Raw genomic sequence first — 15429 nt, 5'->3', positions numbered from 1 at the left:
CGATGAGCACCGACGAAAAACGCATCCGCGAATTTGCCTATCAGATCTGGGAATCGGAAGGGAAACCCGAGGGCGAGGAAGTTCGTCATTGGGAGATGGCTCGCAAGCTGGCGGAAGCTGAAGCCCTGGCGCCGAAGAAGTCACCGAAAGCCGCCGGGAGCAAAGCCGCCACCGTCAAACCGGCAGTCAAAGCGGATGGCAAGCTCAACGGGCAGGCCGATGGCAAGGCTGCGGCATCGAAAGCCAAGGGCAAACCGGCCGCGGCGGCTGCGAAAGTAACGCCGCCGGGTGAAAAAATGGCCGAGAAAAAACCGCGTGCCACGAAAAAACCACCCGCGGTTTGACGCTTCACTTCGTTTGCACTTGATTGAACTCGTGGCGAGCCCGCTCGCCACCGTGGGCGCGTTCGCCCACGAAAACACGAAAAATTGAGCAGGAGCGAGGCTTGCCCGCGAAGGCGGTGTTTCAGTCAACACTTGAATGGTCTGACTCACCGCCCACGTGGGCAAGCCGCGCTCCTGCAAAGAACTCCCATTTTTGCAGGAGCACCTATGACCAGTCCGAAAAAATCCGCGCCAGCACCTCAAGCCGAGGCCTCGCGAATCCGTGAAGGCTTGCCCTTCCCGCTGGGCGCCACCTGGGATGGTCTGGGGGTCAACTTTGCGTTGTTTTCCGCCAACGCGACCAAGGTCGAACTGTGCATTTTCGATGACGCCGGCGAAGTCGAACTGGAACGCATCGAACTGCCGGAATACACCGACGAGATTTACCACGGTTACCTGCCCGACGCCCATCCGGGGCTGATCTACGGTTACCGGGTCTACGGTGCCTATGATCCGGCCAACGGTCATCGCTTCAATCACAACAAACTGCTGATTGATCCTTATGCCAAACAACTGGTCGGCCAGCTGAAATGGTCCGAGGCGCTGTTCGGCTACACCATCGGCCATCCCGACGCCGACCTCAGTTTCGACGAACGCGACAGCGCGCCGTTCGTGCCCAAATGCAAGGTCATCGACCCGGCGCACACCTGGGGTCACGACCATCGCGTCAGCGTGCCGTGGGACAAGACGATCATTTATGAGACCCACGTGCGCGGCATCAGCATGCGGCACCCTTCCGTCCCCGAGAACGTGCGTGGCACCTTCGCCGGGTTGATGGTCGATGATGTGCTGGAACACATCCGCAAACTCGGTGTGTCGAGCGTGGAATTGCTGCCGATTCACGCATTTGTGAATGACCAGCATTTGTTGCACAAGGGCATGACCAATTACTGGGGCTACAACAGCATCGCGTTTTTTGCCCCGGACCCGCGCTACCTGGCCAGCGGCAAGATCGCCGAGTTCAAGGAGATGGTCGCGCACCTGCACGAAGCCAATCTCGAAGTGATTCTCGACGTGGTCTACAACCACACCGCCGAGGGCAACGAACAAGGCCCGACCCTGTCGATGCGCGGCATCGACAACGCCTCGTACTATCGCTTGATGCCCGACGACAAGCGCTTCTACATCAACGATTCCGGCACCGGCAACACCCTGGACCTGAGTCACCCGTGCGTGCTGCAAATGGTTACCGACTCTCTGCGTTACTGGGCCACGGAAATGCACGTGGACGGTTTCCGTTTCGACCTGGCGACCATTCTCGGTCGCTATCACGATGGCTTCGACGAGCGTCACAGCTTCCTCGTTGCCTGCCGACAGGACCCGGTGCTGCGCCAGGTGAAAATGATTGCCGAGCCGTGGGACTGTGGTCCCGGTGGTTATCAGGTCGGCGGCTTTCCGCCAGGTTGGGTCGAATGGAACGACAAATTTCGCGACACCGTGCGTGCATTCTGGAAAGGCGATGACGGTCAACTGGCTGACTTCGCCAGTCGTATGACGGCTTCGGGCGAAATGTTCAACCAGCGTGGCCGCCGGCCGTATGCGTCGATGAACTTCATCACCGCCCACGACGGTTTCACCCTCAATGACCTGGTGTCGTACAACGACAAACACAACGAAGCCAACGACGAGAACAACCAGGACGGCAGCAACAACAACCTGTCCTGGAACCACGGCGTCGAAGGCCCGACCGACGACCCTGAAATCAACGCACTGCGCCAGCGGCAGATGCGCAATTTCTTCGCCACGCTGCTGCTGTCCCAGGGCACGCCAATGCTGGTGGCCGGTGACGAGTTTGCCCGCACTCAAGAGGGCAACAACAACGCTTATTGCCAGGACAGCGAGATCGGCTGGGTCAATTGGGACCTGAGCGAAGACGGCAAGGCCCTGCTGAAGTTCGTCAAACGCCTGATCAAGTTGCGCCTGACCTACCCGATCCTGCGTCGCGGACGATTCCTGGTGGGCAATTACAACGAGGACATCGGCGTCAAGGACGTCACCTGGCTCGCACCGGACGGCAGCGAGATGAGCATTGAGCAATGGGAAGACGCGCACGGCAAATGCCTGGGCATGTTGCTTGATGGTCGCGCACAGGAAACCGGGATCCGCCGCAAGGGCGGTGACGCGACCTTGCTGCTGGTGGTCAACGCCCACCATGACATCGTCAACTTCACCTTGCCCGAAGTCCCGGACGGCGGTTTCTGGACCTGCATGGTCGACACCAACCAACCGTCGATTCGTGGTCAGGAACGCTTCGAGTTCGGTCACGAATATTCCGTCACCGGCCGTTCGCTGCTGTTGTTCGAATTGCAGCATGAGGAAGAAGAGTGAAATGGACCTACAGGCTTTTCTTCAGCGACAGTCAGCGGACTACGCCGATACACGGGCGCTAGGCCGGTGCCTGCGGGAGCTGGTCGAGGCCGGTCTCGATCAGCTTCCGCTGCCGGGCAGCGGCCGGACGCTGGAGCGCTTTCAGCGTCTGGCCGAGGTCGGCGGGCATGATCTGGGGTTGTGCAAGTTGTACGAAGGTCATACCGATGCCCTGGCGATCATTCAGCAACTCGGCGGTTCGCCCACGCCTTCCAGCACTTGGGGAATGTGGGCCGCCGAGCCGCCGGACGCCCGGGTGCGGGTCAGCCCTCAAGGCCAGGTGGTTGCGCTGAACGGGCGAAAGGCCTGGTGCTCAGGCGCGGCGGTGTTGAGCCACGCGTTGCTGACGGCGTGGGACGAACAGGAGCGCCAGCAACTGGTCGCAGTGGCGCTGGATCAGCCCGGCGTAACCGTCACCGATCAAGGCTGGCAAGCGCTGGGCATGGGCGCCACCGGCAGCGTCGAAGTGCTGTTCGACGGTGCCGAGGCGCAGGCCATCGGCAACCCCGGCGACTACCTGCAACGCCCGGGTTTCTGGCAAGGCGGGATCGGCATTGCGGCGTGCTGGTACGGCGCGGCGCAGAGTCTCGCCGAACGCCTGCGCAGTCACTGCGGCCATCGCGAAGAACCCCACGCCCTCGCCCACCTTGGCGCCGTCGACAGCGCGCTGCACGCCGCGGCAACGGTATTGCGATTCAGCGCGTTGAGCATCGATGCCGCCCCACAGGAAAACGCCGAACGCCTCGCTCGCCGCGCCCGTGCGGTGGTTGAGAATGCCGTCGAACAGGTGATCCTGCACGTCGGCCACGCCCTCGGCGCCGGCCCTTATTGCAAGGACCGGCAATTCGCCCGACTGATCGCCGACCTGCCGGTGTTCCTGCGCCAAAGCCACGCCGAACGCGACCTCGCCGCGCTCGGCCAGCACATCATCAAGGGAACATGGACGTTATGAAAACCAATCCCATCGTCGGTCAGGGCACACCCTTGCACCTGTGGCAAACCTCCAGCCACCTGGCACAAATGCCGGTGATCGACATTCTCGACCTGGTGCCCGAAGGTTCCCGGGCCGTGATCGTGGCCCCGCACCCGGACGACGAAGTGCTCGGCTGCGGCGGTTTCCTGCAATTGCTCGCCGCCGCTCAGCGGCCGTTGCAACTGATCTCGGTCACCGATGGCAGTGCCAGCCACCCCGGCTCCCGGCGCTGGCCGGTCGAGCGCTTGAGCGCGGTCCGTCCGCAAGAATCCGTTGAAGCGTTGCGTCGACTCGGTCTGCCGTTACACAGCCTTAAATGGCTGCGCGGCGGGTTTGCCGACAGTCAGGTGGCAGCGCGGGAAACGCAATTGGCTGAATTCATCGAGCGTCACCTGCGCCCCAACGACGTGGTCTTCACCACATGGCGCGAAGACGGCCATTGCGACCATGAAGCAGTCGGGCGTGCCAGTGCCGCAGCGGCGAAACGCGTCGGGGCAACGGTGCATGAACTGCCCGTCTGGACCTGGCATTGGGCAACCCCTGAAGACAGTCTGGTGCCGTGGCAGCGTGCGCGAAAAATCCTCCTGGCCCCGCCGCTGGTCGCGCGCAAGCGTCATGCCATCCATGCCTTCGCCAGCCAACTGGAAGGCGACCCGAATATCGGCTTGCCGCCGGTGCTGGCACCGTACGTGCTTGATCGTTTGCTGCAACCGTTCGAAGTGGTGTTTCTATGAGCGTCGAGGATCGCTACTTCGACGGGTTGTTCGCCGGTAGCGACGATCCCTGGGCGTTTCGTCAGCGCTGGTACGAACAGCGCAAGCGCGCGATCACCCTCGCCGCGTTGCCCCGCCCCCGCTACCGCTCCATCTTCGAACCCGGTTGCGCCAACGGTGAACTGAGCGCCGGGCTGGCCACACGTTGCGACCGTCTGTTGTGTTGCGACACCGCAGCCGCCGCCGTGACGCTGGCCAGAACGCGCCTGAGTCTGTTCGACCACGCTGAAGTGCGCCAAAGCCGCTTGCCCGGCGACTGGCCGAACGAGCAGTTCGACCTGATCGTGCTCAGTGAAGTCGGTTACTACCTGGACGCCGGTGACCTCAATCAACTCATCAAACAGGCGACACAGTCACTGACTGCCGACGGCCAACTGCTGGCCTGCCACTGGCGCCCGCCGATCGATGGTTGCCCGCTCAATGCCCGGCAGGTCCATGACTTGCTGCACGAGCATTTGCATCTGCCACGCCTGGTCTTGCATCAGGAAGCCGATTTCCTGTTGGAACTCTGGAGCCGCGAACCGCGCTCCGTGGCGGCGCTGGAGGGCTTGCGATGATTGGCATTCTGATCCCGGCGCACAACGAAGAAGCCTTGCTCGAAGACTGCCTGCAAGCCGCGCTGGGTGCCGCGCAACATGAACTGCTGGACGGTGAGGCGGTCGAGGTGCTGGTGGTGCTCGACAGTTGCACCGATCGCTCGTCCGACATCGTCGGCAACTACCCGGTGCACTGCCTGGAAATCAATGCACGCAATGTTGGCCAGGCCCGCGCTGCGGGTGCGCGGTTTTTGCTGGATCGCGGGGCGCGCTGGATTTCCTGCTCCGACGCCGACAGTCGCGTCGCCCACGACTGGTTGGTGGCGCAACTGTCGCTGGAGGTGGATGCGGTGTGCGGCACGGTGACCGTAGAAACCTGGGATGAATCCTTCAGTGAATCGGCACAGATTCGCTATCACCAGCACTATCAGAACCGTGAAGGACACCGGCACATTCACGGCGCCAATCTCGGCATCAGCGCCGAGGCCTACCGGCTCGCCGGCGGTTTCGAACCCCTGGCATGCGACGAAGACGTGCAACTGGTGCGGCAACTCGAACGCTGCGGCGCGACAATTGCCTGGAGTCATCGGCCCCAGGTACTCACCAGTGCCCGACTGGACAGCCGGGCCCGGGGTGGCTTCGGTGACTACTTGCGCGACCTGGTGCAGACCGGATGAAAAGCCGAGCGGATCAAACTCGACGCGACGAATAGCCGATCTTGAGCAATACTCTGCTCGCTGCAATCCAGGGTTCGGAGCGCGGCACTTTGCTATCAACGTGAACAAGGACGTAGCCCGATGAAATCCGTTTCCATCAGCGACAGCAGTCCGTCAGCGCAAGTCTGGAACAGCGCTCTTCAGCTGGACAATGTTCCGGTCATCAACACTCAGACCCTGGTCCCTGCTGGCGCGCGCGCCGTGGTGATCGCGCCGCATCCCGGTGACGAAGTCGTGACCTGCGGCGGTCTCCTGCAATTACTCAGTACCCTTGGCCATCCCCTGCAATTGATCTCGATCACCGACGGCAGCGCCAGTCATCCGGGGTCGCAGCAGTGGTCGGAGAAACGCCTCAGCGTGTTCCGCCCCCAGGAAAGCGTCGAAGCCCTGCGCCGGCTCGGGTTGCCGATGCACAGCCTGAAGTGGATTCGCGGCGGTTTTACCGACAACGCCCTGGCCGAGCGCGAGCTTCAATTGACCCAGTTCATTACCCGCTACCTGCGGCCTGGCGATGTGGTGTTCACCACCTGGTGCGAGGACGGCAATGTCGACCATGAAACCGTCGGCCGCGCCAGCGCCAAAGCCGCAGCCTCCGTCGGTGCGGCGTTCAACGAAATGCCCGTCTGGGCCTGGCATTGGCCATCGCGTGACAGTGGATTGATCCCCTGGCACCGCGCACGCAAGGTCCGCCTCGATACCTGGACCGTTGCGCGCAAAAGCCACGCCACCCATGCTTACGCCAGTCAGCTCGACGGTGAACCGGCCATCGGTATCCCCCCGCTGCTGCCACCGGTGCTGCTTGAGCGGATGCGGTTGCCGTATGAAATCGTGTTCGTCTGAACGACACCGATCCCACGGGGAAGGCGTTACATTCGGACTGAACTGCCCGCGCCGGTTTCAGTCGCATACATAGGCAACCCTGATTCAGAGGAGTGAACGTGACCAATGATTCCAAGCCGCAGGCCGTCGACTCGGTGCCATTGAACACGCCCCCGGCAATTCATCGATTGCGGGTGTTGACGGTCAACACCCACAAGGGGTTTACCGCGCTCAACCGACGCTTCATTCTTCCGGAACTGCGTGAGGCGGTACGCAGTACTTCCGCGGACCTGGTGTTCCTGCAGGAAGTCGTGGGTGAACACGAGCGGCACTCTTCCCGTTTCAACAATTGGCCGCAGACCTCGCAATACGAGTTTCTGGCCGACAGCATGTGGAGCGATTTCGCCTACGGGCGCAATGCGGTATACCCCGATGGTCACCACGGCAACGCCCTACTGTCCAAGTACCCTATCCGCGAATACCGAAACCTCGACGTCTCGATCACCGGGCCCGAACGCCGAGGACTGCTGCATTGTGTGCTGGACGTACCGGGCCACGCCGAAGTCCATGCGATCTGCGTGCACCTGAGCCTGCTGGAAAGTCATCGCCAGTTGCAGCTCGAATTACTCTGCCAACTGCTGGAATCATTGCCCGACGATGCCCCGGTGATCATCGCCGGCGACTTCAACGACTGGCAGCTGCAAGGCAACACCGCCCTCGCCCGCCGTGACTACCTGCACGAAGCCTTCGAACGTCACCACGGTCGCCCTGCCAAAACCTATCCGGCACGGTTTCCGTTGCTGCGCCTGGACCGGATTTACCTGCGCAACGCCAGCAGCCACGAACCGCGAATATTGGGCAGCAGGCCATGGACGCATTTGTCGGATCATTTGCCATTGGCGGTGGAAGTGCATTTGTAGCCAATACCTGTTAGTTCTTACAGTATCCCGTCGCCTGGATTGAAGGCATCCTTTGTCAACTGTTCATTGGGCGGAAACGACGGTTCACGATGACTTCCCTTGCGTGTCACGACAGCAACACTCCGACGTTGGCAGTGATGGACCCTCGGGGGCTGCCTGTCCGTATCGTCGCCTACTGTCGTGAGCATGCAATCCAGATCGCGGAGTCGCGGATCACTCGTCAAGCCTTCAACGCTGCCGGGCAAAAGGTGGCGAGCTGGGACCCAAGACTGTGGGAAGACTCACCGACACCCAATGTGGCAACGGTGCACGGACTGTCGGGTCAAACGCTACTGACCAACAGTGTCGACGCTGGTTGGAAAGTGGATTTGCTGAATGACGCAAGCTCATCACTGGTGAGTTGGGACAGTCGCGGCAGCCAGCGTCAAAACGAGTACGATTGGCTTCAACGCCCGGTTACCATCAGCGAGCAGTTGGCCAGCGAATCACAGCTTATCGTCGAGCGATTGATCTACGGCACTGCGAGCACTGAGTTTTCGGCCCATAACCAATGCGGCCAACGGGTTCGTCATGATCATGCTGCTGGCAGCCAATTGTGGGCGGAGTACACGGTAAGCGGTGTGCCAATCGTAGAAGTCCTGCGCTTTTTGAAAAGGCTGGACACACCAGACTGGCCACTCGCTCTGCCGATGCGCGATGCATTGCTTGAGGATGGCGCAGGTTATGTTTCACATCACTCCTACTACGCAGCAGGTGCAATGCGCAGTGAGACTGATGCCGGGAATAATCTTCGGTCATTTACCTATACGCTGGCCGGAGAGCTCAAAGAGGTTCGGCTGAAACTCGCGGGTGTGGGCCAATCAACGCACGTGCTGGTCAGCGACATTCATTACAACGCCTCGGGCCAAGCTGAAAGCGAAACGGCCGGTAACGGAGTGGTGACGACCTCGCAATACAGTGCTGACGACGGCCGCCTGATTCGACTGTCGAGTGGTGTCCCCGGCTTTGCCCCGCATCAAGACTTGCATTACCACTACGATCCAGTGGGCAATATATGTCGCCTCGAAGACAAGGCACAGCTCGTCCGTCACTTCAAAAACCAGCGAACCGACCCCAGCAATAGCTATTGTTATGACAGCCTTTACCAGTTGGTTAAGGCCCATGGAAGACAAGTGGCTTCAAGTAGTCATGGCCCTGCCCTCCCATCCATACTGCCCACACCATTGGATGCGAATCAGCTCATCAATTACACCCAATCCTTCTCTTATGATGCTTCCGGCAATCTGCTTTCTCGCCACCATAGCGGCGCGCCGGCATTGAATATGGCCGTTTCCAAATGCAGTAACCGTTGTTTAACCGTGTTCGATGAAACATCTCCACCTGATGAGGAAGCAATCGTCAGCGGGTTTGATGCCGCCGGTAATCAACTGCAACTAACGCGCGGTCAGGTCATGAGCTGGAACGCTCGAAATCAACTGCATCGGGTCACGATGGTCGTGCGGGAGGATGGCCCGGACGATCTGGAATTTTATGTTTACGGTGAGCGCAGTGAGCGACTGCGCAAAGTGCGACTTACTCAAACGAGCAGCCGCACATTGCGCGCTGAGGTGCGTTACCTGAAAGGACTCGAAATACATATTGATAACGCGAGCGGCGAAGAGCGCCACGTCCTCAATGTGAGGGCGGGCCAGAACCAGGTTCGAGTTCTGCATTGGGAAACAATGCCGCCAAAAGATGTTATTCAGGATCAACGTCGTTTTGGCCTGACGGATCTGCTTGGTTCATGTACCGCAGAGCTTGATGAAAACGCTCGCCTGATCAACCAGGAAGGTTTTTACCCGTATGGCGGAACCGCATGGTGGGCGGGAGTTAGCTCTTTGGAGACGAAATACAAGACTCGACGCTATTCGGGAATGGAGCGGGATGCCGCAGGGCTTTATTACTATGGGTATCGTTACTATGCGCCGTGGTTGCAGCGATGGATGTGTCCGGACCCGGCGGGTGATGTAGAAGGGCTTAATCGATACCTGATGGCTGTAAATAATCCGGTGAGTTTTTTTGACGCTGATGGGTTGTTCCGTACACCCATAACAGAGCGGACCAGCAAGTCTAGACTTTCATACCACGATCCAGACCTACAAGAGCGCTTCGACTTAGCCGACGAAGCAACAAAAAAACGATTGGATGTGGTCAAGGAAAATTTGATACACACCGCAAAACCGAAGCACGAATTCCAATCGGTATCACGGTATGACCCATCGGTGTACAAGCCAGATAGTTTTACCAATGTATTTGAACGACATACCTGGACGTTCGAAGACAATTATCGAAACCCAGACAGCTCAAACTATTTCGCAAATGACGTAGCGAAATTTCAATACGACAGGGTCTCGAAAGCTGGAGGTTTTTTCGGACACCTGCCTTCCATAATACGTCGATGGGCTGTTAGCAATCGGCAGACACTTCAGGTCACCAGAAACATGGAAAGTGGATCATCAGAACTGTTGGAAGCTTTCATGAATAAAACGGTCAACGGAAAATCCACGCAGCGAATTTTGGATGACTTTGGACTGAGAGCGATAAGGGTAGACTTCGCAGATGATACTTTCGATGTTTACGTAGAACCGGTTACAGATGAAATCGTTGAGTATGATGAAATCAGTTATCTTGAAAGAAAAAATACAATATCAACGGAAATTTCACACTCCTCCGATACAGAATCAAACCATTCACCAGAACTTACAGCAACGCTCCACGCCATTGAAGAGCAGCCCAAGCGTTCTTCTGCTCGAAAACTTTCAATATCCTAGTAGAAACAAGGCCGGCGACTTCAACGACTGGCAGCTGCAAGGCAACACCGCCCTCGCCCCTCGTGACTACCTGCACGAAGCCTTCGAACGTCACCACGGTCGTCCTGCCAAAACCTATACGGCGCGGTTTCCGTTGCTGCGCCTGGACCGGATTTACCTGCGCAACGCCAGCAGCCACGAACCGCGAATATTGGGCAGCAGGCCATGGACGCATTTGTCGGATCATTTGCCGTTGGCGGTGGAGGTGCATTTGTGATTCGCCGCCTGCCTCGTTTGACCCCATGCTAAAAAAAAACAGCCGTACCTGTTATTTCTGACAGTAGCCACGCTGAGAATCTGTTGTTACGGTGCACGTGTCCGTATCAGTTGCAGGTACGGATGGAATCGTAGCGGCCAACATTGCCAGGTTTTATTCAGTTCGGCTTTTTTGCATTACCGATGTCGTCTCGCAATTCGCGCTGCCAACAGCGTCTGAAACCCTGTCACTCCTGACGAGTGAAGGCCTCGGGCGCCTCCGACGCGTGGAGACGAGCATGACGTTTTCGACACACCTGCCCCATTGCCGTTATTCGGCCTGCGCCATTTCCCTCTCGCTGTGCATAGGCGCATCCCCTTCCACTCTCGCCGCTTGCGCATTCACACCAACCGCCGGCAACGACAGTTTCACTTGTGACAGCGGCAGCAGTGGGCCTTTGACCGATCTGTCAGGCAATAACACCCTGAGCTTTCCCGTCAATGGCACCGGCACCCTCAACGGCAATGTGACCTTTGGCGCCGGCGACGACACCGTAGACATGAGCTCGGGCAGCCTCGCGGGCACTCTCGATCAGGGCGATGGCGACGACAGACTGATCATCAGCGCCGGCCAGATAACCGGTGCCGTCAGCCAAGGCAACGGTATCGATGACTTCATCATGTCGGGTGGAACCATCGCGTCCCTCGCCCAAGGCGACAGTCGAGACACCTTCCTCATGACTGGCGGCACCATCGTCGGCGCGTTCGAGGACGGCGATAACGCCAGAATGACCGCCGGGACCATCGGCCGGGTCGACATGAAGCTCGATGACAACCTGTTCGATCTCTCCGGAGGGCGGATTATTGGCAATCTCGTTACCGGATTTGGCACTGACACCCTTATCGTTTCCGGCGGGTGGATCGGCGGCAATGTCAGTGTCAGCGGCGGCAACGATAGCGTCACGGTGACAGGAGGCGAGATCGTCGGCGAAGTCCGACTCAGCGCTGGTGATGACACCTTGCTCTGGGACGGCGGCGGTGTCATCCACTCGGCCATCCTCATGGGTGAAGACAATGACAGCGCCACGCTGCGCGGTCTTGATGAAAGCATTCTCGCCGCCTCGCCGGCCATCGATGGCGGCAACGGCAACGACATGCTGATGTTCGACCGGACCGCCTCGGCGGGCGCCAACCGTTATATCAACTGGGAAACGGTAAACTTGAACAACGGCTCGCGCTTCGACCTCGCCGGCAATTTTGTGCTGGGTGATAACGCCAGCGGTACGGGTGTGTTCAATATCGACGGCAGTAGCATCCTGACGTCCACCCAGGGCAGCATCACGCCGTTCTCTGCTGCTCAGCGCGTCACTTTGAACAACGCTGGCGCGATCGATTTGAGCAGCGGCAATACCCGCACCAACGACACCCTGACGGTACAGGGCAATTATTCGGGCAGCGGCGGTCAGTTAGTGTTGCAAAGCGCGCTCGGCGCAGACAATTCCCCCAGCGATAAACTGGTGGTCAACAACGGGACAATGACCGGAAACACTCTGCTTACCGTCAGCAACGTCGGAGGATCCGGCGGTTTGACCCTGCAAGACGGTGTCCAGGTGGTTCAGGCACAGGGAACGACGACCAGCGACAACGGGGCCTTTGCCCTAAGGGGCCCGGTTTCGGGCGGGCCTTACGAGTACTTTCTGTTCAAGGGAGGAATCACTGCAGGCAGTGAAAACAGTTGGTTCCTGCGCTCCACCGTTGTGACCTCTGCCGAGGGCACTCCGGTGGCGGCTGCCGGAACGCCAACTTTGCCCATCGCCGTCGCCGGTGCGGCGCCGATTCCCTTGTACCGTCCGGAGGTCCCGACCTGGTCAGTCATACCGCCGGCAGCGGCACAGCTGACCATGGCTGCGCTCGGGACGTTCCATGATCGCCAGGGCGATCAGCGCCTGCTTAAAGAAACCGGTACCGTCGGCGCTGGCTGGGGCCGGGTCTATGGCAGGAACCTTGACCAGACCTGGGCTGGCACTGTATCGCCGCGACTCGATGGATCGCTTGACGGTTTTCAAGTCGGAAACGACGTGTACAGCTCACAAACGCCCAGCGGCCAGACCTGGCGCACTGGTCTGTTCGTCGGCCACACCCGCTTGCGGGGCAATGTGGACGGTTTCAATCAGGGTTTTGAAGGCAAGCGTGCGGGCAAAGTCAAGCTGGAAGGCGAGAGCTTTGGCCTGTACTGGACGTTGACTGATCCCGAAGGCTGGTACGTCGACGCCGTCGCAATGGGCACTCGACTGAGAGGCGACAACCGTTCCGAACGCGGACTGAAACTCGACAACCGCGGCCACGCCCTCACCCTTTCGGCCGAGGCCGGTTATCCGATTGCGCTAGCGGGCGACTGGGTCGTGGAGCCCCAGGTGCAAGTGATCCACCAGAAAATCGATCTCGACAGCCAGGACGATGGCGTTTCACGCGTCTCGTTCGATGCCGATGGCCTCTGGACCGGGCGCCTGGGGGCTCGACTCAAGGGCCGTTATGCAGTCAGTGGCCGGCCAATCGAGCCCTATCTGCGAGCCAATCTTTGGCAGACCTTTTCGGGCACTGACACGGTGACATTCGGGACCTATCCGATCGAAACCCAACAAAAATCCGCTTCCGCCGATCTGGGTGTCGGGGTGGTGCTGAGCCTCGCGTCGTCCGTCAGCGTGTACGCCAGTGCCGACTACAGTAGCAATATCGACAGCAATCCATTGCGCGGGAGGTCGGCAAATCTGGGTGTGCGAATCACCTGGTAAGATGATAGCAAGCTACCAAAAAGCCTCTAGCCCGAAGGTTTCATGACGTTTTTTCGAACAAACAATAACTTAGATGGCCGTCGAAAATCAGTCACTTGCGAACGCTAAAATAGCACTACCACTTATCGGCCATTTTCTTGACGCAGCGCCACGGGTCTTCTTAGCTACACGGTACTACCCCGGAATTAACACCTGAGGCAATCCCCCAGACACCCGTGAAAACGAGCGGGCCAAGGCTTGCCCCACGCCATTCGGTCGCCCCTCAATCGGGGTAGGAGAGACGCCAGAGCGAGATACCGCATGCGACTGCAAGGTAGACCTCCATGAAAACTTCATTCACCCCACAAGAGATCAAAGTCACTTTTTGCACAGTCTCGAGCTCACTCCTGCTGTGCTCATCCATGGAAGTGCAGGCCTCACCTGCCGAGGAAGAAACATCCCTCTGGTATGACCAGGAGGTCCCGGCGCTTACCTTGCCCGCGCTCGCCTCAACCTACCCCGGCCGCTTCAGCGCCAACCCTGATTTGCGAAGTTCACACCTGACCATCGAAGACGCTGCACCCTTAGCCTGGGATCAGCTGTACGGGCAGACGTCGCGGCAGGCTCAAACCGATTACCAGTCTCAGGGCTTCACGCTTCCTGGTGCCCATCAATTCAAAGGTCCGGCGATCCTGACCCTGCAAAGTGGTAGCGGCCATACCCAGCAGTTCGGTCTGATCGGCGGCACCAGTCAATTCCAGAGTAACGGCAACGGCCTGCTGACCAGTCGCGCCCTCGCCGCCCCCAATACCGACACGCTTAACCTGCAAGGTCAGAGCCTCGGCGCCTACTACAGACTGACCGGCCCCCAAGGCTGGCACGTGGATTTGACGGCCAGCGGCGGTCGGGTCAACGGCATCAGCCGCAGCGAACAAGGCGCCCGGCAAGTCACCGAAGGCAGCGCAGTCACCTTCTCGGTGGAAGGCGGCTTTCCGATTGGTCTGAGCGACAACTGGGTCGTCGAACCTCAGGCGCAGTTGATCAATCAGCGAGTCACACTGGACACTCCTTATGCAGGATCGGGAAATGCCTCGTCCAGCGACCTGTCCTCCTGGAGCGGCCGGGTCGGTGCGCGACTGAAAGGCAGTTACGACATCAAGGGCCTCGCCGTTGAACCGTATGTGCGGACCAACTTGTGGCACACGGTGTACACCGGCAATACCGTGACCCTCGATCAGGTCGACAAGATCAGCAGCAGTCGCTACTCATCCACCGTCGAAGTGGGGTTGGGTCTGGTGGCCAGGGTGACGCCCGCCGTGAGTCTGTACTTCAGCGCCGATTACAGCAGTGATGTGGATGACAATGATTTGAATGGGTTGATTGGCAGTCTGGGTGTGCGGATGCGGTGGTGAAAAAAACCGGGCTCCACTGTTATTTCTTACAGTAGGCAAGCGCGTGAAGGTCGTGCATTTTGATGCGCAGTCCACATTGATCAAGGCCAGCACGGATGCCTACTGGAATCTTCACCAACGCGCACACCGGCACACCGACCCTTCGGGTGTCGGAAGCGCGTGGGCTGGTGGTGCGGGACGTGCTGTTTCATCGGCGTGAGGTGGGTGACCCGATTGATACGCGGGTAACCGAACAACGTTTCGATGCGGTTGGACGGTTGGTGGCCAGCCGGGATCCGTATCTGTTCGACCTGGCGAAGACTGATGAGACGACGCCGTTCAACCTGAGGCAGACTATGAGCCTGTCCGGCGTCGCGCTGGCGACCGACAGCGTGGACGCCGGATGGCGCGTTGGCCTGCAGGGTGAAGCCGGGCAGAGCCTGGAGAGATGGGACGGTCGCGGCAGCCACTCACGGACGCAATACGATGAACTGCTGCGCCCTACGGCCATCCGTGAACGGGGACAGGACGTCGCCGAGCACATGCCGGAGCGTTTCACCTATGCCGATGCCAGTGCAGAGGCTGCCGCGCACAACCTGTGCGGCCTGCTGATTCGCCACGACGACCCGGCGGGCACGGTTCATGTGCATGACCAGAGTCTTGCCGGTGGCGTGCTGAGCCACACCCGGCACTTTTTACGCAACACCGAGGCGCCTGACTGGCCGCTGGAGGTTGC

At 59.4% G+C, this 15429-nt stretch carries 12 protein-coding genes and 1 pseudogene; all 13 read left to right on the top strand.

Translation table 11 applies throughout. The features are described 5' to 3' along the window. The first annotated feature begins 2 nt into the window (after window positions 1-2). Window positions 3-344, top strand: a complete 342-nt coding sequence (locus tag ACM6IQ_RS15350; RefSeq protein ID WP_414879234.1) for a DUF2934 domain-containing protein — start codon at window positions 3-5, stop codon at window positions 342-344. A 207-nt stretch (window positions 345-551) separates the two neighbouring features. Beyond that, on the top strand, window positions 552-2711 hold the full coding sequence (gene glgX / locus ACM6IQ_RS15345; RefSeq protein ID WP_017339073.1) for a glycogen debranching protein GlgX: 2160 nt from the start codon (window positions 552-554) through the stop codon (window positions 2709-2711). 1 nt (window position 2712) lies between these two features. Next, entirely contained in the window at window positions 2713-3702 is a 990-nt protein-coding gene (locus ACM6IQ_RS15340) for an acyl-CoA dehydrogenase (RefSeq protein ID WP_414879233.1), read from the top strand. Next, a complete protein-coding gene (locus tag ACM6IQ_RS15335) occupies window positions 3699-4457 on the top strand; it encodes a PIG-L deacetylase family protein (protein WP_017339075.1) in 759 nt (252 codons plus the stop codon). Before ACM6IQ_RS15340 ends, ACM6IQ_RS15335 begins: the two co-directional genes overlap by 4 nt. Next, window positions 4454-5053: an SAM-dependent methyltransferase gene (locus ACM6IQ_RS15330; protein ID WP_017339076.1), complete on the top strand. Its 600-nt coding sequence runs from the start codon at window positions 4454-4456 to the stop codon at window positions 5051-5053. Before ACM6IQ_RS15335 ends, ACM6IQ_RS15330 begins: the two co-directional genes overlap by 4 nt. Continuing rightward, window positions 5050-5709, top strand: a complete 660-nt coding sequence (locus tag ACM6IQ_RS15325) for a glycosyltransferase (protein ID WP_017339077.1) — start codon at window positions 5050-5052, stop codon at window positions 5707-5709. Before ACM6IQ_RS15330 ends, ACM6IQ_RS15325 begins: the two co-directional genes overlap by 4 nt. Before the next feature lie 120 nt (window positions 5710-5829). After that, a complete protein-coding gene (locus ACM6IQ_RS15320) occupies window positions 5830-6588 on the top strand; it encodes a PIG-L deacetylase family protein (RefSeq protein WP_017339078.1) in 759 nt (252 codons plus the stop codon). Window positions 6589-6686: 98 nt separating this feature from the next. After that, window positions 6687-7487 (top strand): endonuclease/exonuclease/phosphatase family protein, encoded by an 801-nt coding sequence (locus tag ACM6IQ_RS15315; protein ID WP_017339079.1) that lies wholly within the window; start codon window positions 6687-6689, stop codon window positions 7485-7487. Window positions 7488-7576: 89 nt separating this feature from the next. After that, window positions 7577-10297, top strand: a complete 2721-nt coding sequence (locus tag ACM6IQ_RS15310; protein ID WP_414879232.1) for an RHS repeat domain-containing protein — start codon at window positions 7577-7579, stop codon at window positions 10295-10297. Next, complete coding sequence (locus ACM6IQ_RS15305) at window positions 10248-10553, top strand: hypothetical protein (RefSeq protein WP_414879231.1); 306 nt, start codon at window positions 10248-10250, stop codon at window positions 10551-10553. The genes ACM6IQ_RS15310 and ACM6IQ_RS15305 overlap by 50 nt, the downstream gene beginning before the upstream one ends. Before the next feature lie 277 nt (window positions 10554-10830). Further along, a complete protein-coding gene (locus tag ACM6IQ_RS15300) occupies window positions 10831-13323 on the top strand; it encodes an autotransporter outer membrane beta-barrel domain-containing protein (protein WP_414879230.1) in 2493 nt (830 codons plus the stop codon). Window positions 13324-13646: 323 nt separating this feature from the next. Further along, window positions 13647-14714: an autotransporter domain-containing protein gene (locus ACM6IQ_RS15295; RefSeq protein WP_414879229.1), complete on the top strand. Its 1068-nt coding sequence runs from the start codon at window positions 13647-13649 to the stop codon at window positions 14712-14714. Between the two features lie 95 nt (window positions 14715-14809). Beyond that, window positions 14810-15429: pseudogene (locus ACM6IQ_RS15290) on the top strand (RHS repeat protein); the annotation flags it as partial.

Source organism: Pseudomonas sp. IT-P100 (assembly GCF_949767185.1).
Taxonomy (GTDB): domain Bacteria; phylum Pseudomonadota; class Gammaproteobacteria; order Pseudomonadales; family Pseudomonadaceae; genus Aquipseudomonas; species Aquipseudomonas fluorescens_B.
This window is presented reverse-complemented; position numbering and strand designations above follow the sequence as displayed.

Excerpts from the sequence above, each read along its gene's own strand:
- ACM6IQ_RS15350 (WP_414879234.1), top strand. The coding sequence starts at position 3 with ATGAGCACCGACGAAAAACGCATCCGCGAATTTGCCTATCAGATCTGG.
- glgX (WP_017339073.1), top strand. The coding sequence starts at position 552 with ATGACCAGTCCGAAAAAATCCGCGCCAGCACCTCAAGCCGAGGCCTCG.
- ACM6IQ_RS15340 (WP_414879233.1), top strand. The coding sequence starts at position 2,713 with ATGGACCTACAGGCTTTTCTTCAGCGACAGTCAGCGGACTACGCCGAT.
- ACM6IQ_RS15335 (WP_017339075.1), top strand. The coding sequence starts at position 3,699 with ATGAAAACCAATCCCATCGTCGGTCAGGGCACACCCTTGCACCTGTGG.
- ACM6IQ_RS15330 (WP_017339076.1), top strand. The coding sequence starts at position 4,454 with ATGAGCGTCGAGGATCGCTACTTCGACGGGTTGTTCGCCGGTAGCGAC.
- ACM6IQ_RS15325 (WP_017339077.1), top strand. The coding sequence starts at position 5,050 with ATGATTGGCATTCTGATCCCGGCGCACAACGAAGAAGCCTTGCTCGAA.
- ACM6IQ_RS15320 (WP_017339078.1), top strand. The coding sequence starts at position 5,830 with ATGAAATCCGTTTCCATCAGCGACAGCAGTCCGTCAGCGCAAGTCTGG.
- ACM6IQ_RS15310 (WP_414879232.1), top strand. The coding sequence starts at position 7,577 with ATGACTTCCCTTGCGTGTCACGACAGCAACACTCCGACGTTGGCAGTG.
- ACM6IQ_RS15300 (WP_414879230.1), top strand. The coding sequence starts at position 10,831 with ATGACGTTTTCGACACACCTGCCCCATTGCCGTTATTCGGCCTGCGCC.
- ACM6IQ_RS15295 (WP_414879229.1), top strand. The coding sequence starts at position 13,647 with ATGAAAACTTCATTCACCCCACAAGAGATCAAAGTCACTTTTTGCACA.